We start from the raw sequence: 19,776 nt of genomic DNA, 5'->3' as shown, positions 1-19,776 counted from the left end.
CCTCGCCGGCTGGGCACAGGGCCGCGCCAAGGCCCTCGGACACCTCAAGTAACACCCACCACGGCGCCCAGCGGGCTGCCGCAGCACATTCCGGCCTCTATCCCGCTCGGAGTCCCGCCGGGCTCGCTTCGCCGCGACCATCAGCGGGCCCGGCGGCCTGCTTTGCACCGTGGGTCAGAGATAGGAGTCCGGGGCCGAATATGGCGAAGCTCCTTGTGGCGTATGACGGAAACGGACTGGTGCATGTGCTTTCACCAGGGCACTTTGGCGGGCTGAGCGGGGATGGTCCGCCGCTCGTGAGGGCGGCGGACCATCGAGACGTAGCGGCAGAGGTCAGCCGGCCTTGGCAGGCTCTTCGTACTGCCCGTGGTCGAGCAACTGTCGGACGGCTCCTACCTCACCGAGATCTTCGACCGCAGCGACATCCACCACATCCGTCGCGGGGTGCCGGTACGCGCGGTGGAGTACACCATCGCCGGACACGAGGGCGCCTACCGGCTCATCACCACGATCCTCGACCCGGGCAGGGCCCCGGCCACGGAACTGGCCGAACTCTACGCCCAGCGATGGGAGTTCGAGTCCACCCTCGACGAAATCAAGACTCACCTCGGCGGGCCACACCTGGTACTGCGTTCACAGCACCCCGACGGAGCCGAGCAGGAACTCTACGGCTTCCTGCTCGTCCACCACGCCATCCGGCACCTGATGCACCAGGCCGCACGACAAGCCGACCAGGACCCCGACCGGATCTCCTTCACCCGCTCACTGCGCGTCGTGCGCCGCCAGGTCACCGACCAGGCGGCATTTTCCCCCCGGCAGACTCACCCGCGCCATCAAAACCACCCACGCTGAACTCCTCGAACACCCCCTGCCACCGCGACGCCGCCGGTCCAAACCCGCGTCATCAAACGCAAAGTCGCCAGCTGGCCCCTCAAACGTGCCGCCCACCGGGCTGCAGACCGTCCACCCACCGCGGCCATCACTCTTGTTGGCGCCACCAAACCCAAAAGAGTCAAATGCACACCAAAGCACCAAGTCACCGGTATTGAGGCTAGACGATCAAGTTGCGCGTCATGAAGGGCCGGCAGGTCAGGCCTGTGGCAAGGAGGAGGGCGGCGAGGAGCAGCCAGCCGGGGAGGCCCAGGGCCAGCGGGAGCGCGCTCATGACTGCTGGTGACGCTCCCTCTGCCAGTCCGTGGCCCAGGCCGAAGACTCCGGCGTACTGGCCTTGCGCGTCGGCGGGGGCAAGGCCGAAGGAGTACTCGGCCGAGGCGGCGGTGTGCCAGATCTCGCCGAGGGTGTAGGCGGTCGTTCCTGCCGCGAGGAGGAGGATGGCCGGCCCGCTCGGGGGCTTCTCGGCCAGCGCCATCAGGACGAGGCCCGCGGCGAGCGCCATGCCCGCCCAGCGCATCGCGTGTCCCGCGGACCGTACGTCGCCGATGCTCCGGCTGAAACGGACCTGGAAGACGACCACCAGGATCGTGTTGAGGACGAGCATCGCGGAGATCGTCCACCGGGGGGCCGAGGTATGGTCCGCGATCCACAGCGGGAGCAGGAAGGTGGGCACGGTGAAGTGCAGGGACATCACCGCGTTGATCGCCGTCGCGGTCAGGTAGGTGCGATCGCGCAGGGCGGCCCAGCCGCGGCTCGGGCTGCCGCCGTCGTCGACGGTGAAGGGCGGCAGCCAGAAGAGGATCAGACCGGAGACCAGGTACGTCAGGGACCGGCCGATCATGACGGTGAGGAAGGCCTCCCTGGTGTCCAGTTGGATGGCGAAGCCCGCTGCCACGGCGCCGAGTGCGATCGCGAGGTTGCCCACCGACCGCAGATAGCCGCGGAAGACGGCGGGCGTGGGCCCGCCGAAGCCGCGGACGAGCGGGGCCAGGGTCGCCCAGCTCGCCGCGATCACCGCGCCGGACAGCAGGGAGACCAGGAAGTAGGCCCAGAAGGTGTGCACCAGCAGCAGCCCGGTGTTCACCACGGTCCCGCAGGCCGCGACCGCCATCTGGACCCGCCTCGCCCCCCAGCGGTCCGCCGAGCGGCCGATGTACACCCCTGCGCCGAGACCCGCCACGGCCCCGGCGAACAGACCGGCGGCGACCTGGGAGGCGGGCAGACCGACGATCCGCGTGAAGAAGAGCGCACCTGCCGCGACGGACAGCCCCGTACCGAAGCTGTGCACGAAGGACGTCAAGGCGACCACGCGCTGGCCCCTGCCGACCGGCAGCAGGGCAGTCATCACCGCCACAAGGTGTCTCCGAAATCGGCGTCGGGCCGCCAGTCCCGCTGGAAGTCCCGCCTTTCCCTGGTGGTCAGGCCGTCGGGGAGCACCCACAGGCGCTCGTCGAACCACCGCCTGACCTCCTCGAAGCGCCCGGTGAGCTGCTCGACCGACTCCGCCACGACCATGACCTGTCCGACCCGCTGGCTGGTGTGGACTGCACCGGCCGCGAAGTGCGTGCCGACGGGGTGCTCGATCCGGGCGAACCGTACCTGCTCCAGTGCCACCAGCTCTTCCGGCGTCGGGCAGCCGAGCAGCGTCCCCGCACGCCCCGGCAGGTAGCAACCCCCGAAGACGTCCGGGCTGACCTTGGCATCGATCTCGGGGCGGCGCCCGAGCGCGATCTGGACGGCGCACTCGGCGATGTTCACCCCGAACTTCGCCTGGACCTGCTCATGGACCAGCGCGCCCCCGCGACGGGCGGCGCACTCGCCGAACGTCAGCGTGCCCGAAGGACCGTCGTGGAAGAGCTCCATGTGGAACGACCCGTCCCGCAGGCCGAGCGCCTCGAGCGCGGGCCCCACCAGGCCCCGCGCCTTCTCGTAGACCGGGCTCTCCTCGCTCGGGTCGAAGTGCCGCAGCCACAGGGGCCGCCCGTTCTCGATGGCGGTGAGGCAGGGATCCCCGTAGGCGCCCACGGCGAGGAAGAGCAACTCGCCCTCGAAGACAATGCCGTCGACGAACCACTCATCACCTACGACGTGCTCCTCCAGGACGAAGGTGCGCTGTCCTGTCCTGTTCCTGCGGTGCTCCTCGCTCCGCGCCCAGAGCTCCTCGATGCTCTTGACCGACGTGGTGAGGGCCGTAGCGGCACCGGCCACCGGCTTCAGCACGGCGGGCGCGAAGGGCAGTTCCGGAAGGCCGGAGACCGAGAAGACGTCGTCGATCACCACGCACCGTGCGGCGGGCAGCCCGGCCCCGTGCACCGCGGCCTTCTGAAGGGACTTGTCCCGGAAACGTACCGCCGTCTCCGGATCGAGCCCCGGCACACCCAGCTGACGGGCCACCATGCCCGCCGTCACCATGGAGTACTCGTCAGAGGTGTGTACGGCGTCGAAGTCACCGGCGCCGAGACCGGCCCGGCGCAGCCCCATCAGCACGGCCTCGACACTGGACTGGTCGTCGACCCTGAGAACGGTGAGCTCGGGCGGGACGCTCATGAGCCCGTCGTCCCAACTGCTCGCGCCACAGACGACTACGGCGTCCACGCCCAGCCGGACGCACGCATCCAGGGTGTACCGGTCCAGACCCACGATCAGCAGGCGCGGTCGGATCTCAGCCATGGTTGTTCCTCCTGTCGTGCGTGCGTCCCCAGTCCTCCAGGGCGGCACGGTCCAACTTTCCGTTCGGAGTCAGCGGCAGGGCGTCGACCACCACCGCGCGGGCGGGCACCAGGTACTCGGGGAGCGCCGCGGCCAGCGCCGGGCGCACGGCGAGCGGATCCGCAGACGCGACCGCGGCCGCACTGCCCGGCCGCATCGTGTAGGCCAGCACCATCGACTGGCAGCCGCCGTCCGCCTCGCGGACCGGGACCGCGGCGCAGTTGAGGACGCCCGGCACCGAGCGGCCCGCGTGCTCCACCTCGGCGGGTTCGACGCGGTACCCCCGGACCTTCAACTGCCGGTCCTTGCGGCCGAGGTAGCGCAGCAGGCCTTCGCCGTCCACGCGCCCCTGGTCCCCGGTCCCGTACACCCGGGAGGGAACGCCGTCGATCGTGACGGTACGGAACCTCTCCGCGGTCAGTTCGTCCTGCCCCAGGTAGCCTGCGGCCAGCGCCTCGCCCGCCACGCAGATCTCGCCCTCCTGGCCGGGGAGGCACACCTTGTCGTCGGCCATCACGTGGATCCGTGTTCCCGGCGCGGCCGTTCCGAGCGGAACGCCCTCGGGCTCGTCGCAGTCCTGCGGGCGGACCCGGTGGGCGGAGACGAAAATGCAGCACTCGACGGGTCCGTAGCAGTTCACCAGTGGGGTCTCCGGATGGGCCAGGACGAACCTGGCCGCGTGGGCCCGGGACATCGCCTCGCCGCTGACGAAGACCGTCCGCAGGCCGGCGAAGCAGCCGGGATCCACATCGACGAACAGGTTGAACAGGGCAGTTGGCAGATGCACCGCGTTCGCGCCGTCCTCGCCGACGGCCCTGCGCAGGGACTCCGGAAGGAACATCCGGTCGCCCTGGAGGAGGCAGGTCCCGCCCGCCACCAGGGTTCCCCACACCTCCAGGGCGTACATGTCCCAGGCCGCGTTCGACACCTGCGGCATGACGTGGTCGGCGCCGAAGGACACCGGCCCCTCCCCGCGGAACAGCCGCAGCGCCGCCCGGTGCGGCAGGACCACCGCCTTGGGCACACCGGTGGTTCCCGAGGTGAAGATGACCATCGCGGGCGAGGCGCCGTCGGCGCCCCGCTCCACGGGCGCGGCCGCCCGGTCGGCGGACTCCCGCAGCGACTCATCGGGCGGGGTCCAGACGGGGAATCCGTACGCCGACGAATCCGCGACGGCCAGCGGCGCCCGCAGCCGCCCGACCAGCGATTCCAGCCGCTGGGCGGGCCAGTCCGGATCGAGTACGGAGTACGCCGCCCCGCACTTCAGCAGCGCGAGCTGGGCGACGGCCAGGCGCGCCGACCGGGGGAGGACGACGGGGACCAGGCTCCCGGGGCCGATGCCGTGGCCGGAGAGGCCCGAGGCGAAGTGGTCGGCCGCCCGGTCGAGGGTGCGGTAGCTGATGGCCACGCCGCCCTCGACCAGCGCCGGATGATCCGGCCTCTCCCGTGCCCGACGGGCCACCGCTGCATGCAGGGTGCTGTCCACTCAGGCCCCCTTGGGCGGCAGGACGGCGAATGGACAACGCAGCAGGGACAGCGCGAGGTCCTGGACGCCGAAGACGGTGAAGTGGTGTTCCTGGGGTGCGGCCGTCTCATCGAGCCACACCTCGAAGACGACGCTCCGGCCGGGCTCGACCCGGTGCACCGGCGGGGACACGGTGGCGGCAAGCCCCCAGGGGACGAACACGCCCACCTGCGCGGGCCCCGGCCGCGACGACGCGACCGTGACCTCGATCCGGAGCGCCGCTCCGGCGCACACCGTCGCATCCGTGTGCGCACCGAGCCGTGCCCCGCCCTCCATCGCGTAGCCGACCGGACCGCAGCTCAGACACACGTGCGCGGTCGTGAGGGGGACCCGGGCGGTGAACCCCCGGCGCGGATACTCCCAGGCGGTCCGCCCGCACAGCACGCACGGCGTAGTCGTCGCGTCCGACGGCGAGACCGTGCTCCGGTCGCCGAAGAAGCGGGGGAACTCCGCGAGCCCGTCGTCGGGGCGCTCGGCTATCCGTACGGCCATCGCCCGATCCAGCGAACGAGCATCTTCCGTCAGCGAGTTGAGGAACTTCGCCCGCTCCTCCCCCAGCCCCATGACCGGCCGGACGGCCGTCGTCTCGATCCGTTCCGCCAGCCGCTCGAACGGTGCCCGCAAGGGGTGCGCGGCGGGCAGCATGCCGGTCATGAGAAAGCCACGGGCCCGCGAGCCGAGATCACGCACGAGCCCCGCCGATGTGTCCCCGCCCGGCGCCGGCTGTCCGGCATCGCGATAGGCCGAACTCCCCAACCCCACCTGGATGAACGAGGGGTAGGGATGCATGCTCTCCAGGCTCGCGTTCAGCACCCGGGCAGTACTCCCCCCACTCCCCACCGAGTCCAGCCAGACGAGGTTCTCGACACGGGCCGACTGGTGCATGGACAGCCCGGCGACCACCGCCTGGGCTGGGCCGTCGACGCCGTTCAGGAGCAGTTGGTAGCGGGGGGCGTAGGAGGCGAGATCCGCCAGGGCGCCGCTGTCACAGCCGCTGAGTACGAGCTCCGCGGTGCGGACCCGGTGCGCGGGGATCAGCTTGTCCTCGGGCTTGTAGCAGCCCCGCCCGTACGAGCAGGTGGGGCCGGGCCGTTCGGGGCCGGCGACCGGGCTGAGCCCGCACACGGTGTGGGCGCCGAGGTTGATGCTGTCCTCGGTGCCGTGACCGCTGACCATCACGCGCTGCCAGACCCGCTCCTCCGCGATGCGGCCGAGCTTCACGCCGCCCAGCGACCGCGAGTCGTAGTACGTCGCCGAAGTGGCCACCGGCTGGATGTCGAGATCGGTGAAAAGACCCGTCCCGCCCTCGCCGGCCACGTCCCCGTACTGCTTGGCGATCATCCAGGTGATCGAGTGGAGGTCTCGGCCCGTCAGCAGGAAGACGTCCCTGCCCCGCCGGTAGGCGTCCACCAGGACCGGCCCGATGACCTCCATGCGCAGGTCCTCGTAGCGGCCGAGGACGATCAACGAGCCATCGCCCAGGGGCGGTTCCCCGTCCGTCCACTGCCCGGCCAGCGGGCGGGCGAACGCCCGGACCGCCTCCGGTACGTCCCCCAGGACCACGCCCGCCGCACACACGGGCGGCTCCCGCAGAGCGGCGTAGAGCCCCTCCGCGAGGCCGAGCGAAGCCTTGAGGTCGATGCGCTCGCCGATCCACACCGGCACGGCGGTCTCGCGCTCGCCCCGCACCCAAGCCGCCTGGAACTCGGTGACCGAGGCCTCGAAGTCCGCGGCGCCGACCACCGTACGGAACACGCTGCGCACGCCCGTCACCCCGCCGCCCCGATCTTCGTGATTGCGGTGGCAAGGGCGTCGACTGTGCGGTGCTCGAAGATCGCCCGGAGGGACAGGTCGCACCCGACCTCGTCCCCGATCCTCGACGCGGCGCGCACCGCCCCCAGCGAATGGCCGCCGAGTTCGAAGAAGTCCTGATCGGGCTCGACCCGCTCAACCCCCAGAACGTCCTCCCAGACCCCCGTGATGTGCCCGACCAACTCCGGACGCGAGAACTGGTCCTTCTCGATGACGCTCACCCCGGCAGGAAGGTGAAGTCCTCGCCGACTTCACGGGAGAGGACGAAGAACTTCTTGGCGCGCTCGGCGATGTCGAGCAGCTCCGGATCGCCGGACTCCCGGGTGATGTCGATGAGCCAGTCCCAGGAAGCCCCGATCGGCACTTCCTCGGTGAAGTGGATCCGGCCCAGCAGGAAGGCGATGTCCTTGATGTTGTGCCGGGAGACCACGGTGCTCAGGGCGCGCAGCCGCTCCGGCAACTCCGGGGAGTACGGCTTGCGCTCCACCGGTGTGGGCCGCAGACCGGGCTCGTACGACTCGGGCCGGGCAAAGATGTCGGACGGCTTGAAGCCGGGCCCCGCCGCGAAATCAAGACAGAGCGACCAACGGCTGCGCGAGGACATGTTCATGCCCGCATGGATCTGGGCGGCGTCCAGGAACCACACCTCGCCCTTGCGCATGTGGAAGACCATGTCTTCGTCGGAGTTGACCGCGTGCTCGTTGTCCTCCAGGAAAAGAATCACCCGGAAGAACTCCTGCACGTCACCGGCCTCGATGAAGTCCCGGTGCGGAATGATCGAGAACTCGGCGACGTTGCGCCCGCGCACCATCGTCATGCGCTCCGGATTGAACCGGCTGGTCAGCACCTCGCGCAGATATGGCACCTCGTCGAGGAGCGCGGTGGCCTGCCCGGGGCGCTGCTCGTGCCCGTACCAGAAACCGTCGTGCTGGTCCCCGGAGGCGTTCCACAGGTTGAGGTTCAGCCAGGTGCCCGTGGTGAAGACCTGGTACGGCTCCTGCGGAACCGACATGGTCGAGAGCCGGGCGATGTCCTTGGCGAGGCGCTCGTCGTCGAACGGAATGCGGCCAAGTATCACAGAGGCCATGGGTGGGACGTGTCCTTCCTGGCGAATGTCGTACGAATGCTGTGCGGGGGGTGCCTGTTGAGTCGGCACGGAGCGCGGTGCCGGTGTTGCCACCGGTCCGTTTCTCCGTGCCGCTCGCCGAACCCGGCGTACCCGTCTCCGAGTACCGGACTCTCCACGGACTCTGCCGTTCAGGCGTGGTTGAGGCGTGTCCAGGGGGTGGGGATCGTGTTGCCTCTGTAGCGGTAGCGGGTGACCGCCACCGCCTGGAGGTCGAACAGTTCGATCCCGTCCGCCGAGGGCCTTTGCCACCGTCCGTTGTGGTCGGTGAGGCGTCGGCGGACGTCCTTCCACTTCCAGCGATGCAGTGCCATCCACCAGCTGATCACCCGGCGCCAAGTGAAGTTGGCCAGGGAGCTCAGGGTGGCTTTGCAGACCGCGTGCTTGAAGTAGTTGGCCCAGCCGCGCGTGATCTGGTTGAGCCTGATCAGCACGTCCCTGGGGTTCTGCTGCGACGTTCTGTTCGTCAGAGCACGGATCTTGTCCTTCAGCTGCCGGATGGGCCGGTCAGCGATGAAGGTGTAGACGTGCCACTTGTCCGTTCCCCGCTTGCGGCGCCACTGGATGCGGAACCCCAAGAAGTCGAACCCCTCCGATATGTGCACCACCTGAGTCTTTGCCTCGGAGACCGACGTCCAGGCCGAGGAAAACGCCCACGTCACCGATGTCGTACAACCCGTCCTCCCGAGCGGGGTTCGTGCGGTGCTGGCCAAGGCGTTGGCGCCGTGCGCGCGCATCCACGTTATGCAGACCTGCCGCCCGCAAGCGGCCGGGCATTGCACCCGGCCAAGCGGTAGTCGGACCTCTCATCAGCGTCTCCAACGGCGCCTCCCGGGCCCGGTGACACCACCCCCCAGGTCATCGCTCGACAGGGGGGACACAGTCATGCCGGGCCCGGAGAGGCCAGCGGCCCTCTTGCAGGACCGCGAAGAAGATAACGGGGGGATCAGAGCTCGAAACCCGCGGGGAAGGGGTCGTCGGGAGACAGGAAGTACTGTGCGGTGCCGGTGATCCAGGCCCGTCCGGTGACCGTCGGCACGACGGCGCTGCGGCCCGCGACGGTCGTCTCCTCGACGAGGCGGCCGGTGAACTTCGAGCCGATGAAGGACTCGTTGACGAAATCCGCACCGATTTCCAGCTCGCCGCGGGCGTGCAGCTGCGCCATCCTCGCGCTGGTGCCGGTGCCGCACGGTGAGCGGTCGAACCATCCGGGGTAGATGGACATGGCGTGGCGTGAGTGCGCGGCGTCGGACCCCGGCGCGGCGAAGTACACGTGCCGAACGCCCCGGATCCGGGAATCCTCGGGGTGCACCGGCTCATCGGCGGCATTGATGGCCTGCATGGTGGCTAGCCCCGCGGCCGTGATCCGTTCCTTGGCCTTCCGGTCGAACGGCAGCCCGTAGTCGTCGAGTTGCACAATCGCGTAGAAGTTGCCGCCGTAGGCCAGGTCGTAGCGGACGGAGCCGAACCCCGGGACCTCGAGCTCGGCGTCCAGCCTCTCGGAGAACGCCGGCACGTTCCGGAAAGTGACGTGCCGTGCGACCCCGTCCGATACCGCCACATCGACGACGACCAGACCGGCCGGGGTCTCCAGGCGCACCGTCGTGACCGGCTCGGTCACGGTGACCATGCCCGTCTCCACCAGAACGGTCGCGACTCCAATCGTGCCGTGCCCGCACATCGGAAGATAGCCGGACACCTCGATGAACAGCACACCCCAGTCCGCGTCGGGCCGGGTCGGCGGCTGGAGAATTGCTCCGCTCATCGACGCGTGGCCCCTGGGCTCGGTCACCAGCAGGGTCCTGATGTGGTCGAGGTTCTCGCGGAAGTGGATCCGGCGTTCCGCCATCGTCGCTCCGGGGATCACCCCGATCCCTCCAGTGATCACACGGGTGGGCATGCCTTCGGTGTGGGAGTCCACCGCATGGAAGATTCGATTGGTGCGCACGTCATCCCTCTCGGCTCTGGTCAAGGTCGTCGTCGGACAGGTGGATCGTCCCGGTCATGTACGGTCTGGCAGCGCCGGACAGGGCGACCCGGTCGCCGTCGAGGCCGCAGTCGAGGCTGATCGTGAGGGTCCGGCCCAGCCGCGGCGAGAACTGGTGGGCGCGCATCCGGGACTTCCCCAGCCGCTGTGCCCAGTACGGGACGAGCGCGCAGTGCGCCGACCCGGTGATCGGGTCTTCCGGGATGGACAGCTTCGGCCCGAAGAACCGCGAGCAGAAGTCCGCTTCGGCACCCGGCGCGGTGATGACCACGCCACGCAGGTCCAGCGCGCCGAGTGCGACGAGGTCCGGCACCACCGAGCGGACGTGTGCCTCACTGTCGTAGACCGCGACATAGTCCATGGACCGGTAGACGGCTGAGGGCGCAACCGCGCCCAGCCCCCGCAGCAGGTCCACCGGCGGTTCCACCGGAGAGAATTCGAGGGCGGGGAACGTCAGGCCGAACATGTCCCCGTGCCGGGCGACCACGAGCGGTCCACTGGCCGAGTGGAAAGTCACCTCGTCCCAGCCCGGCTCCAGATGCGTCAGTACGACGTATGCCGCGCCCAACGTGGCGTGTCCGCACAGGTCCACCTCGGTGGCCGGGGTGAACCAGCGCAGGTCGTAGGCGTCCCCGTTCCTGACGATGAAGGCCGTTTCCGGAAGGTTGTTCTCCAGGGCGATGGCCTGCATGACGGGCTCGGGAAGCCATGCTTCGAGCGGGCAGACGGCCGCCGGGTTCCCCCACAGAACACGGTCGGTGAAGGCGTCGACCTGGAAGATCGGAATACTGATCAGGCTCACACGCCCAACTTCCGCTTGGCCTCGGCGAAGAAGGCGATGTGCTGGTAGTCCTTCGCCTTCTCGTCGTAGTCGGTGTACTGGTTGGTGAATCGCAGCAGGCGCTCCTGGACCTGTTCCGCGGGTTCGCTGTGGATGTGCCGTTCGATCGCCTGGATCTCGCCCAGGAATTCGGCGAGCACGGCCGGCAGACCCGGGCGGAGGTGGATCAGGCCGTTGTGCAGCCGGATGCCGTCCGCGGCGATCAGGTAGTTGAAAAGCAACTGGGACGCGACCGCGTCGTAGTTGGGCCTGGGTATCCCCTCGACCGCATAGCGGAGCAGCCGTTCGGAGAGGACGTACTCATACGTGAGTTGCGCGCCGCGCTCGGGCAGCGCGGAGTCATGGAGGCAGGCGAGCATCGCGGACACGTCGACCCGCAGTTCCTCCAGTCCGGCCAGTGGCTTCAGCTTCTTCACCGGGAGGAAGTCGGGAATCGGCATGTCGCCCTGCCGGTGGTGGTATTCGTGCAACCGTACCCACCAGGACGACGCCTGCGCGATGTCTTCCGGCCCTGAGGCTTCGACCAGCGGGAACGATCCCTCGGCCATGACGTTATGCACCAGAAGCCGGGTCAGGCGCAGATGCCGTTCGATGAACTTGTCGATGAAATAGAAGACCAGGTCCCCGTTCTCCTGGCGGCCGTCGATGTGGTTCTCGGGGAAGAGCGCCACGACGGGCCGGGCCTCGAAGCCTTTCGACATCCGCTCGATCGTCACCGGCATGGTCGGGCTGGGGTATCTGGCGTCCAGATGCGTGTCGGTGGGCGACGTCCGGTAGGACAGGAAGTCCAGGGACAGCGTCGGGAAGTAGGACGCGTCGAACAGCGAGAAGATGTGGTTGTCCACCCGAGTGTTGATGTGTGCCTTGGTCCGAAGCAGCCGGGGATCCTCGGCAAACGTCAGGGCGTCCTCGGCGAACACCTGGACGGCGGGCACCTTCCGGAGCACGGGCGATGTGAGCAGTCCCTGGGCCAGGCGCTTGAGGGTCGCTTCGTCCCGCCGTTCGTCGCGCCGAACCGAGCCGCGCAGTACGTTGACCGCGTCAATGACGTCGTTCACTGGCTCTGTGCGTCCTTCCTCTGGATCAGCCCACGCATATCTGATCGGCGAAGTCGTCGAGTGCACCGGCCCAGTGGGCCGCGTAATCCGTGGCGAGCAGCATCAACTCTTCGGCGTCCTCTTCGCTCTCGACCAGGGCGGTCATGCCCGTCTCCTCGTCGCTGACCGACTTGGCATGAATCGTCTCGGCTTTGATGTGCGCGTCGATCCACACCAGGGCGTCGGACGCCGCGAAGAGCTTCTGCCCGTCGACCCGCACCTTGCCGTACATGCGCCGGAACGCGACGGCGATGTCTAACGCCGTGGCCTCCACGACCCGTAACTGTACCGCCGCACCCAATCGATGATCGGCCAGTGACTCCATCGCCCGCAGCAGCTTGGCGACGCCCGCCGGCAGTTCCCGCGTCACTCCCTCGCCGGCCGCTTCCGCCAGCGGCCCGACGATCGAGTCCGCCCACCACAGGTAGTGGATCCCTGCCGCTCCAAGGGGCGCCACCGCACTGAAGCCGTCGGCCAGGTTGTCGAGGTCGTCGCCGATTACGCGGTAGGCCGTCTGGAAGGCCGCCAGCGCCTCCCGCCCCGGAGCCTCCTGGGACGCGAAGTGCCGCGCCGCCGTACCCAGCCCCGAGATCGTCGTGAACATGAAGGTCTTGGTCATCACCTCCCACTGCCGTGCCACGGCCAGCGCGTCCGCAACCGCGACCGCGTCAACAGCCCCCGCTGCCGCGAAGAACCGGTTCGCCGGTCTTACCAGCCCCGCCGCTCGCACCACCGCGGTCACCCGCTCGTCAAGCTGTTCGCCAATAGGCACGACACGCCCCCTCAGTTGTAAAATTTCACATGTCACAGACTATTTACCACTCAGGCGGACCGTCAACGGCTTTCGGGAAAGCTGCGGACAGCCTCAATTCCCTTCGCCACGACCGGACTTCGGCGAAGCAGCCGACGGTCACCCCTTGCCGATCCGCACCGGTGTCCCCGCCGCCCGCGAGGACCTCGATGCGGCTGCCTTTATCAGGACGGGGCCCTGGTGGCCGCCGAGGCAGGCAGCGCACCGATTCCACCCATGTGATCAGCGCGGTGAGGGACTTGAGCCGTCTCGAACTCGCCGGGGAGAGTGTGCGGGCGGCCCCTGGAGGCCCTCGCGGTGGCGGCACCGGCCTGGCTGGCCGGGCACGTCGATGTGGCCGAGTTCGCCCACCGCTACGGGCCGAGGCTGGACGGCTGGCGCATGCCGTCCTCGCAGACGAAACGCAACCGGCTCGCGCAGGTCTTCGGACAGGATGCCCTGGCGTTGTGCCGGGCGGCCTGGGCCCCCGACGCCCCCGCTCGGATCCGGGAGATCGAGCCAGTCCGGCTCCTGCGGCAGATCCTCGTGCAGACCTACTACCTGCACACCGACAGCCGGGGACGGGAGGTGAGCAAGAAGCGGGAGGCCGACGACGAGGGCGTCCCGCCCGGCCAACTCCGCCTGGCCTCCCCCTACGCCCCCGATGCCCGCTGGGCGGCCAAGGGCGAAGACCTGTTCTGGATGGGCTACAAGGTCCACCTCACCGAGACCTGCGACACTCCCGCCGAAGCCGAAGCCGAAGCCGAAGCAGGGGTTCCGGCGCCACCACTGGCCGGACCGCGCGTCGGCCCTTCCCCGACGAAGTCGCCCGGGCCCTGGCCGACGAGACGAACCTGGCCGAACTCGCCGCCACCTACGACGTCAACGACAACGGTGCCCGCGACATCTGGGAGACCACCGTCACCACCGGCCGCCGCATCGGCGAAGTGATCAAGGTGCGGTGGGACTGCATCGGCCGCTACGGCGGACTGGCGATGTTCTGGCACGACCAGACCAAGGTCGGCAACTACGACGCCGCGATCCGCATATCCGAACGCCTCTGCAAGATCCTCGCCGAACGCCAGCGCAAGACCCTGGACCGCTTCACCGCCCGCTACGGCTACCGGCACCCAACGCGCCGCACTGGCCCTGTTCCCCACGACCTGCCGAAGCCACGACCTGCCGAAGCCACGACGGGACGGTGTCGCTGACCCATCAGTGGTTCTACAGCCGGTTCCGGCCCTGGGTGGACGCCATGGACCTCGGCCACTACGTCCCCCACCAGGCCCGCCATACTCTGGCCACCAGCCCCTTGCGCCACGGCGCCACCCTGACGTACATCCGCCGCTACCTCGGACAGGTCAGTGACCGGATGGCGGAGCACTACGTCCACCTGACCAGCACCGATCTGGAGTCCAGCACGTCTGGGGCACCGGCCCCGGCGCCGCCCAGCCCGGCGAGCTCCTGGCCGGGGAGACCACCCCGCTCCCCCGCCAGCAGGCCCCGGCTCCGGCGATCGACCTGTCCCGCCGCAGCACCCCGGCCGAGGGTGGCTTCTGCACCTTCCAGCCCGTCGTCGACGGCGGCGCCTGCCCCTGGAACCTCGACTGTCACAACTGCGACAAGTTCGTCCTGTCCGGCGCCGACCTCCTTGAGGCCGGGCGACGTACGCCACCGGCACGGCCCCTGAGGCGGTCACAGCCATGGCCCTGGCGCACTACGACGGACGGGCCCTGCAGATGAGTCCCGGAGGCCGGGCTGTGACACGGCATGTCCTATGGGGACGCGGACGGGGATCCCGGTTCTGCCCCGACTGCCTCCACTCCAGCGGTGGACGCTGGCAACTGTCCTGGAGGCTCGGTTTCTCCTTCGCCTGCACCCAGCACCGCCGCCTGCTGGCGGACCACTGCCCGCACTGCGGGCGGGTTCCACGGCAGCGGCCCCGTTCCGGCCGGTCCGTCCCCCGACCGGAACTCTGCGGCAATACGCCGATCCGTTTCGGCGGTCCGGTTTCGGCGGGCTGCGGCACCGATGACGTCGTCCTGGTGACGCCCCCCGAACGGTGTCACCGGCCGCACCGACGCGGAATACTGCGCCGGACATGCCATCCGTAGGACAAGGGAAGCATGAGGGCAACGGCGCGTGGCCTCACGGGAGCCACTACTGAGGGGAAGGGCCGCGACATGCAGGGATGGCCGATTTACCTGGGTCTGCTTCTAGTCATCTCCCTGTGGGCAGGCCGCCAGTGGTTGGAGCGGCGACAGGTGCATCAGCTCACGGGAGAGGTGACCACTGAGCCGCCCGTGCCCACACCTGACCGGCCTGAGCCGGTGCTGCGTGCAGCAGCGGCACGGGGGGAGGCACGGGCCATGCTCGAACTTGGCGACCTGGGCCTGCTCAAGCGAGACGCGCCCCAGGCGCTGTCATGGTGGACGAAGGCATTGGAGGCGGGCGACGATCTGGCCGCCTACCGCCTTGCCGATCTCCACCAGGTACTCGGTGACACAGAGAATGCCTCGCTCCACTTCCGGCGCGCCGTCGAGGCCGGAGTACCCGGAGCCGCCAACGACTACGCCATGTTCCTGATCGGTCAAGGCGACGACGCCGGCCATGGACAACTGCTGCGCGCCGCCGAGGAAGGCGACGCGTCGGCCATGTACAACCTCGCCTTCCTGGCGGCCGAACGCGGCGACCTGACCGAGAACGAGCGATGGAGTCGAGCCAGTGCCGAGGCCGGACACCCCGGCGGAGCGTTCTCCCTGGGCCTCCTCGCCTACGAGCGCGGTGACCTGGAGGCGGCGGAGACCTGGTACCGCAAAGCAGCCGGGGCACAGCACTCGGATGCCATGTTCAACCTCGGAAACCTTCTGCGCGAGCGGGGAGACCTCGACGGCGCGGAACACTGGTACGGTCGGGCGGCTGCGGCAGGCGTTGCGGAAGCCGCCGAAAACCTCGTCCTCCTGCGCCGCACCAGGGCGCGTATTTGGTAGTGATCAAGGGCTGGGTGAGGTCTTTGATCCAGGTCATGGCGGCGCGGAGGCGGAGGCCGGCGAGGTAGCTTTCGGGCGTCTTGTCGTATCGAGTGGCGATGCCTCGCCAGGCTTTCAGCTTGTTGATCAGGCGCTCGACGGTGTTCCGTTCCTTGCAGAGCTCGGTGTCGTGGGCAACGGGCCGGCCGCCCCGCTGCCCTTCTTCTTCCGGTTGGCGGCCTGGTCCCGCTTCTCCGGGATGACGGCCTTGATGTTTCGTTTGCGCAGGTGGGCGCGGTTGTCGCGCGAAGAGTAGGCATTGTCGCCGGCGACTGCGTCGGGGCGGGTGCGGGGGCGGCCGGCAGGTCCGCGGACCCGGACTTTCGCCAGCACGGGGATGAACTGCGGGCTGTCGGCGGCTTGCCCCTCGGCCAGGACGATCGCCAGCGGGCGGCACTTGCGCTCGCTGGCGATGTGGACCTTGCTGGTCTGCCCGCCTCTGGACCGTCCGAGCAGGGCCGCCTTCAGGCGGATCTTGCGTCTGCGTCGGACACATCGCCGCTCGCCCCGTTCCGGGTCGTCCGTGGTGTCTTGCCCGTCTTGTTCCTTCGGGCTGCCCCTTTTTGCCGGGCCTTCTCCGCCTGCTCGGCAGCCTTCTCCAGGTCGGCGAGCGTGTCTGGGTCGAGGTGCATCCCGGCGGCGTCATGGTGGGCCCGGACGGTGTCGGCCCATAAGGCATCAGACATCTCGGCATCATCAGAGGCGCCCGCCCCATACCCTACGCCGCTACGGTAAGCCGTGGCACTCAACTCACCGCGCGTCAGCTCGACTTACCGGTACCCCCACCTCAACTCATCTTCAGCACACGGCACTGAACGGGGAATCAGATATGACGTCAGGCATGAGGCAGCAGCCCTTGGGGGCGGATGATCCGCAGGAAACCGGACCGTACCGGCTTCAGGCGCGGCTGGGGCAGGGCGGGACCGGGCGGGTGTATCTGGGGCGGACGCAGAGCGGTCGTGCCGTCGCCGTGAAGGTGATCTCCCCGCCGGAATCCCTTCATCGCGCGTTCACGCTGCCGCGTGGGCTGGTGGGAGTTCTCCGCCCGGTTGTTCAGGCCCTTGCGGGAGCGGTGTTCCGCCGAGGGCATGACCTCGCGGTGCGCCGCGCTGTAGGAGCGGAGCTTGTCGGTGACGACCACCCTCGGCACCGTACGGGTCTTCTTTGTCAGGCGGCGGAAGAAGCGTCCTGCCGCGGTCTTGTCCCGCCGATTCTGGACGGGGATGTCGAGGACGTTGCCATTCTGGTCGACGGCCCGCCACAGATACTTCAACTCGCCGTTGACCTTGATGAAGACCTCGTCCAGGTGCCACTTGTCCCCGGGCCGTGGCCGACGGCGGCGCAGTCTGTCGGCACAGGCCTGTCCGAACTTCAGACACCAGCGGCGGACCGTCTCGTAGGAGACGATGATGCCGCGCTGCAGCATCAGCTCCTCCACCTCACGGAATGACAACGGGAAGCGGAAGTACAGCCACACGCAGTGGGAGATCACCTCGACCGGGTACCGGTGCCCCTTGTACGACGGCGGCGTACTGCTCGCGGACAACCCCCTCCACGTGATCACCCCGAAAGATCATCCCACCCGTCAGCCAACGTGACAGTGCCCTTCGGATCTCTCGCGAACCCGGACATGCGTCGCATGTCTCCCACCGCCGGGCATGTCGATACAGCGCACCGTCAACTTCCGTGACCCCGGGCGGCCCGCTCAGGACCCTACCGGTCGCCGGTTTCGTCGGGGATTCGGTCTCCGGCCGCGTTCCACAGGTCGATGTTTGGGTCGTTGTCGTCGGCGCGGGAGAAGGCCCGGACGGTCGGCCGCCGCGATGCCAGCGTTGTAAGAACCGGGGGTCGCCGCAAGTGCGAAATCCATACGGCCCCGTGCTGGTGTCGCCCGTTCCCCCTCAGTTGTGTCTTACTGCTGGTGAGCAGGTGGCGGGTATGGGATCGTCGACGTCTCGTCCTGCGAGGACGGGTCTGGCGTGACGCGTGCGCGTTCATGGGCGTCCGAACGGGGATGTGGGTGGCATTGCGGGTTCTGGGCGGCCGATACGAGTTGGTCGGGTTCGTCGGCCGGGGCGGTATGGGGGAGGTCTGGGAGGGCCGCGATCGTGTGATCGAGCGCCGGGTCGCGGTCAAGCTGCTGCCGCACGACCGGCGGGACGCCTCCGGTGCGGAGCTGTTCTTCCGCGAGGCTCGAACCGCCGGCGCACTAAACCACGCGGGTGTGGTAACGGTCTTCGACCTGGGGCAGGACCCCGACGACGGCACCCTCTATCTAGTCATGGAACTCGTCATTGGGCGGAATCTGGACACGGTGCTCCGCGAGGACGGCCCGCTCCAGGTGCCCACGGTGATGGACTGGGCGGCGCAGACTGCCACGGCGCTGCAGGCCGCCCACAGAGCCGGGGTTGTGCACCGGGACATCAAGCCGGCGAACCTCATGCTCACGCTGGACAATCAGGTCAAGGTCCTCGACTTCGGCATCGCCCGGTACATGGAGTCCACGCACAAGTCGAGCAAGGTCATCGGCACGCTTGCCTACATGCCTCCTGAGCGGTTCGGTGATGTCCCCGCAGACGCCCGCTCTGACCTGTATTCCCTGGGCTGCGTGCTCTACGAACTCCTCACCGGAAGCACCCCGTTCCAGGCCACCGGACCAGTCGCGATGATGGCCGCCCACCTGAACACGGTCCCGAAGCCACCGGGCCGGGTTCGCCCCGATGTCCCCGCCGCCCTGGACGACCTTGTCATGGCCCTTCTCGCCAAGGCCCCCAACGACCGTCCTGCATCAGCGGCCGAGGTCTGCGACCGCCTCCGCGAACTTTCGGTTGTAGCCCCAGCACCTGGTGCCGGATCCGACTTGTCCGGCGCGGACACGAGAACCGCCACCAGCCCGCTCCCAGGTGCCGGTCCCGGTGCAGCCCGAACGCCGGTGCGCGTACCAGGACAGGCCGCGGGCATGTCAACGCCGACAAGGCGCATCAGCCGCCGCACAGCGCTGCGGCTCGGCATCGGCGCCGCCGCTGGCGTCGGCATCGCCGCCACAGCCTTCGCTCTGTTCGACCACAACAGCCCTGATCACAACATCCCTGATCAAAAAGCCCCTGATCCGCGGCTCCGGTGGCGATTCACCGCCGGCAATGCGGTCACGTCGTCGCCGACGGTGGCCAAGGGGGTTGTGTACATCGGCAGCGTCGACGGAAGCGTGTATGCCCTGGTCGCCGCTACTGGGGAGAGGAAATGGGCCTACCCCACCGGCGACAAGCTCGAGCCGGCACCGACGGTAGTCGGCGGGGTCGTGTACATCGGCGGCAACGGTGACGTGACCGCCCTGGACGCGGCCACCGGGAACAAGAGGTGGGTCGTCTCCTGCGATTCCGGCCTTGAGTTGCCGACGGTGGTCGATGGGGTGGTGTACATCGCCGGCTACCACTCCGTGACCGCCCTCGACGCGGCCACCGGGAACGAAAAATGGGCACGCCGCGCAAGCAACTGGGGCTTCATCAGAAACGACGAGCTGGACAACCCACCTGAAGATTGGCGCTTCACGTCGCCGACGGTGGCCAACGGTGTCGCGTATATCGGCAGCAGCAAAAGGGTGTACGCCCTGGACACGGCCACAGGGAACAAGAAATGGGCCCACTCCACCGGCGACTTGGTTGGGTCGTTACCGACGGTGGCCAACAAGGTCGTGTACGTCGGTTGCAACAACACGGTATATGCCTTGGACGCGGCCACAGGGAACAAGAAATGGGCCTACGCCACCGACGGCAAGGTCCAATCGTCACCGGCAGTGGTCGACGGAATCGTGTACATCGGCAGCGACGACCACCACCTCTACGCCCTGGACGCGGCCACAGGGAACAAAAGATGGGCCTACGCCACCGACGGCAAGGTCCAATCGTCACCGGCAGTGGTCGACGGAATCGTGTACATCGGCAGCGACGACCACCACCTCTACGCCCT

19 protein-coding genes and 1 pseudogene are annotated in these 19,776 nt (G+C 68.6%); 7 read left to right on the top strand and 13 right to left on the bottom strand.

The window, feature by feature from the left end:
• The first annotated feature begins 366 nt into the window (after positions 1–366).
• The gene (locus ACFC79_RS33270; RefSeq protein WP_376248101.1) at positions 367–852 is read left to right on the top strand and encodes a transposase; all 486 of its coding nucleotides are present in this window, start codon (positions 367–369) and stop codon (positions 850–852) included.
• A 199-nt stretch (positions 853–1,051) separates the two neighbouring features.
• On the opposite strand, the gene ACFC79_RS33265 is transcribed toward ACFC79_RS33270, so the two are convergent.
• The 11 genes from ACFC79_RS33265 to ACFC79_RS33215 form a co-directional block, all read right to left on the bottom strand.
• Positions 1,052–2,239, bottom strand: coding sequence for an MFS transporter (locus ACFC79_RS33265; RefSeq protein ID WP_376248109.1), 1,188 nt, complete (start codon positions 2,237–2,239; stop codon positions 1,052–1,054).
• The gene (locus ACFC79_RS33260) at positions 2,239–3,564 is read right to left on the bottom strand and encodes an acetyl-CoA carboxylase biotin carboxylase subunit family protein (RefSeq protein WP_376248098.1); all 1,326 of its coding nucleotides are present in this window, start codon (positions 3,562–3,564) and stop codon (positions 2,239–2,241) included. Before ACFC79_RS33260 ends, ACFC79_RS33265 begins: the two co-directional genes overlap by 1 nt.
• Positions 3,557–5,089: an amino acid adenylation domain-containing protein gene (locus ACFC79_RS33255; protein WP_376248095.1), complete on the bottom strand. Its 1,533-nt coding sequence runs from the start codon at positions 5,087–5,089 to the stop codon at positions 3,557–3,559. The genes ACFC79_RS33260 and ACFC79_RS33255 overlap by 8 nt, the downstream gene beginning before the upstream one ends.
• Positions 5,090–6,892 carry a hypothetical protein gene (locus tag ACFC79_RS33250; protein WP_376248092.1) on the bottom strand — a complete coding sequence of 601 codons (1,803 nt, stop codon included), beginning with the start codon at positions 6,890–6,892 and terminating at the stop codon, positions 5,090–5,092.
• A gap of 5 nt (positions 6,893–6,897) precedes the next feature.
• Positions 6,898–7,161 (bottom strand): phosphopantetheine-binding protein, encoded by a 264-nt coding sequence (locus tag ACFC79_RS33245; protein ID WP_376248089.1) that lies wholly within the window; start codon positions 7,159–7,161, stop codon positions 6,898–6,900.
• Complete coding sequence (locus tag ACFC79_RS33240; RefSeq protein ID WP_376248086.1) at positions 7,158–8,027, bottom strand: aspartyl/asparaginyl beta-hydroxylase domain-containing protein; 870 nt, start codon at positions 8,025–8,027, stop codon at positions 7,158–7,160. Before ACFC79_RS33240 ends, ACFC79_RS33245 begins: the two co-directional genes overlap by 4 nt.
• A gap of 170 nt (positions 8,028–8,197) precedes the next feature.
• Positions 8,198–8,671, bottom strand: coding sequence for a group II intron maturase-specific domain-containing protein (locus ACFC79_RS33235; RefSeq protein WP_376248083.1), 474 nt, complete (start codon positions 8,669–8,671; stop codon positions 8,198–8,200).
• 341 nt (positions 8,672–9,012) lie between these two features.
• Positions 9,013–10,014: a proline racemase family protein gene (locus ACFC79_RS33230; protein ID WP_376248080.1), complete on the bottom strand. Its 1,002-nt coding sequence runs from the start codon at positions 10,012–10,014 to the stop codon at positions 9,013–9,015.
• Between the two features lies 1 nt (position 10,015).
• A complete protein-coding gene (locus tag ACFC79_RS33225) occupies positions 10,016–10,855 on the bottom strand; it encodes a PhzF family phenazine biosynthesis protein (RefSeq protein ID WP_376248077.1) in 840 nt (279 codons plus the stop codon).
• Positions 10,852–11,952 (bottom strand): DUF6421 family protein, encoded by a 1,101-nt coding sequence (locus ACFC79_RS33220; RefSeq protein WP_376248074.1) that lies wholly within the window; start codon positions 11,950–11,952, stop codon positions 10,852–10,854. Before ACFC79_RS33220 ends, ACFC79_RS33225 begins: the two co-directional genes overlap by 4 nt.
• A 25-nt stretch (positions 11,953–11,977) precedes the next feature.
• Positions 11,978–12,763 (bottom strand): DUF6202 family protein, encoded by a 786-nt coding sequence (locus ACFC79_RS33215; RefSeq protein WP_376248071.1) that lies wholly within the window; start codon positions 12,761–12,763, stop codon positions 11,978–11,980.
• A 336-nt stretch (positions 12,764–13,099) separates the two neighbouring features.
• On the opposite strand from ACFC79_RS33215, the gene ACFC79_RS33210 reads away from it, so the two are divergent.
• The 5 genes from ACFC79_RS33210 to ACFC79_RS33190 all read left to right on the top strand — a co-directional run bounded on the left by ACFC79_RS33210 (position 13,100) and on the right by ACFC79_RS33190 (position 15,771).
• Entirely contained in the window at positions 13,100–13,732 is a 633-nt protein-coding gene (locus ACFC79_RS33210; RefSeq protein ID WP_376248068.1) for a hypothetical protein, read from the top strand.
• Positions 13,729–13,992: a hypothetical protein gene (locus ACFC79_RS33205; RefSeq protein ID WP_376248065.1), complete on the top strand. Its 264-nt coding sequence runs from the start codon at positions 13,729–13,731 to the stop codon at positions 13,990–13,992. Before ACFC79_RS33210 ends, ACFC79_RS33205 begins: the two co-directional genes overlap by 4 nt.
• Before the next feature lie 44 nt (positions 13,993–14,036).
• Positions 14,037–14,471, top strand: a complete 435-nt coding sequence (locus tag ACFC79_RS33200) for a hypothetical protein (protein WP_376248107.1) — start codon at positions 14,037–14,039, stop codon at positions 14,469–14,471.
• Positions 14,472–14,484: 13 nt separating this feature from the next.
• A complete protein-coding gene (locus ACFC79_RS33195; RefSeq protein WP_376248063.1) occupies positions 14,485–14,895 on the top strand; it encodes a TniQ family protein in 411 nt (136 codons plus the stop codon).
• Positions 14,896–15,150: 255 nt separating this feature from the next.
• Entirely contained in the window at positions 15,151–15,771 is a 621-nt protein-coding gene (locus ACFC79_RS33190; protein ID WP_376248060.1) for a tetratricopeptide repeat protein, read from the top strand.
• A gap of 16 nt (positions 15,772–15,787) precedes the next feature.
• Here the strand turns inward: ACFC79_RS33190 and ACFC79_RS33185 are convergent.
• Both ACFC79_RS33185 and ACFC79_RS33180 read right to left on the bottom strand, forming a co-directional pair.
• Positions 15,788–16,472: pseudogene (locus tag ACFC79_RS33185) on the bottom strand (IS5 family transposase); the annotation flags it as partial.
• Positions 16,473–16,645: 173 nt separating this feature from the next.
• Positions 16,646–17,356, bottom strand: coding sequence for an IS6 family transposase (locus ACFC79_RS33180; RefSeq protein WP_376248057.1), 711 nt, complete (start codon positions 17,354–17,356; stop codon positions 16,646–16,648).
• A 474-nt stretch (positions 17,357–17,830) separates the two neighbouring features.
• Here ACFC79_RS33180 and ACFC79_RS33175 point away from each other — a divergent pair.
• A partial coding sequence (locus ACFC79_RS33175) for a PQQ-binding-like beta-propeller repeat protein (RefSeq protein WP_376248054.1) occupies positions 17,831–19,776 on the top strand: 1,946 nt, incomplete at its 3' end.

The sequence above is a fragment of the Streptomyces sp. NPDC056061 genome (assembly GCF_042266885.1).
Classification (GTDB): domain Bacteria; phylum Actinomycetota; class Actinomycetes; order Streptomycetales; family Streptomycetaceae; genus Streptomyces.
Note: the sequence above shows the minus strand (reverse complement) of the source record. Positions and strands in the feature narration are given on the sequence as shown.

Excerpts from the sequence above, each read along its gene's own strand:
- ACFC79_RS33190 (WP_376248060.1), top strand. The coding sequence starts at position 15,151 with ATGCTCGAACTTGGCGACCTGGGCCTGCTCAAGCGAGACGCGCCCCAG.
- ACFC79_RS33265 (WP_376248109.1), bottom strand. The coding sequence starts at position 2,239 with ATGACTGCCCTGCTGCCGGTCGGCAGGGGCCAGCGCGTGGTCGCCTTG.
- ACFC79_RS33200 (WP_376248107.1), top strand. The coding sequence starts at position 14,037 with ATGGACCTCGGCCACTACGTCCCCCACCAGGCCCGCCATACTCTGGCC.
- ACFC79_RS33195 (WP_376248063.1), top strand. The coding sequence starts at position 14,485 with ATGGCCCTGGCGCACTACGACGGACGGGCCCTGCAGATGAGTCCCGGA.
- ACFC79_RS33240 (WP_376248086.1), bottom strand. The coding sequence starts at position 8,027 with ATGGCCTCTGTGATACTTGGCCGCATTCCGTTCGACGACGAGCGCCTC.
- ACFC79_RS33260 (WP_376248098.1), bottom strand. The coding sequence starts at position 3,564 with ATGGCTGAGATCCGACCGCGCCTGCTGATCGTGGGTCTGGACCGGTAC.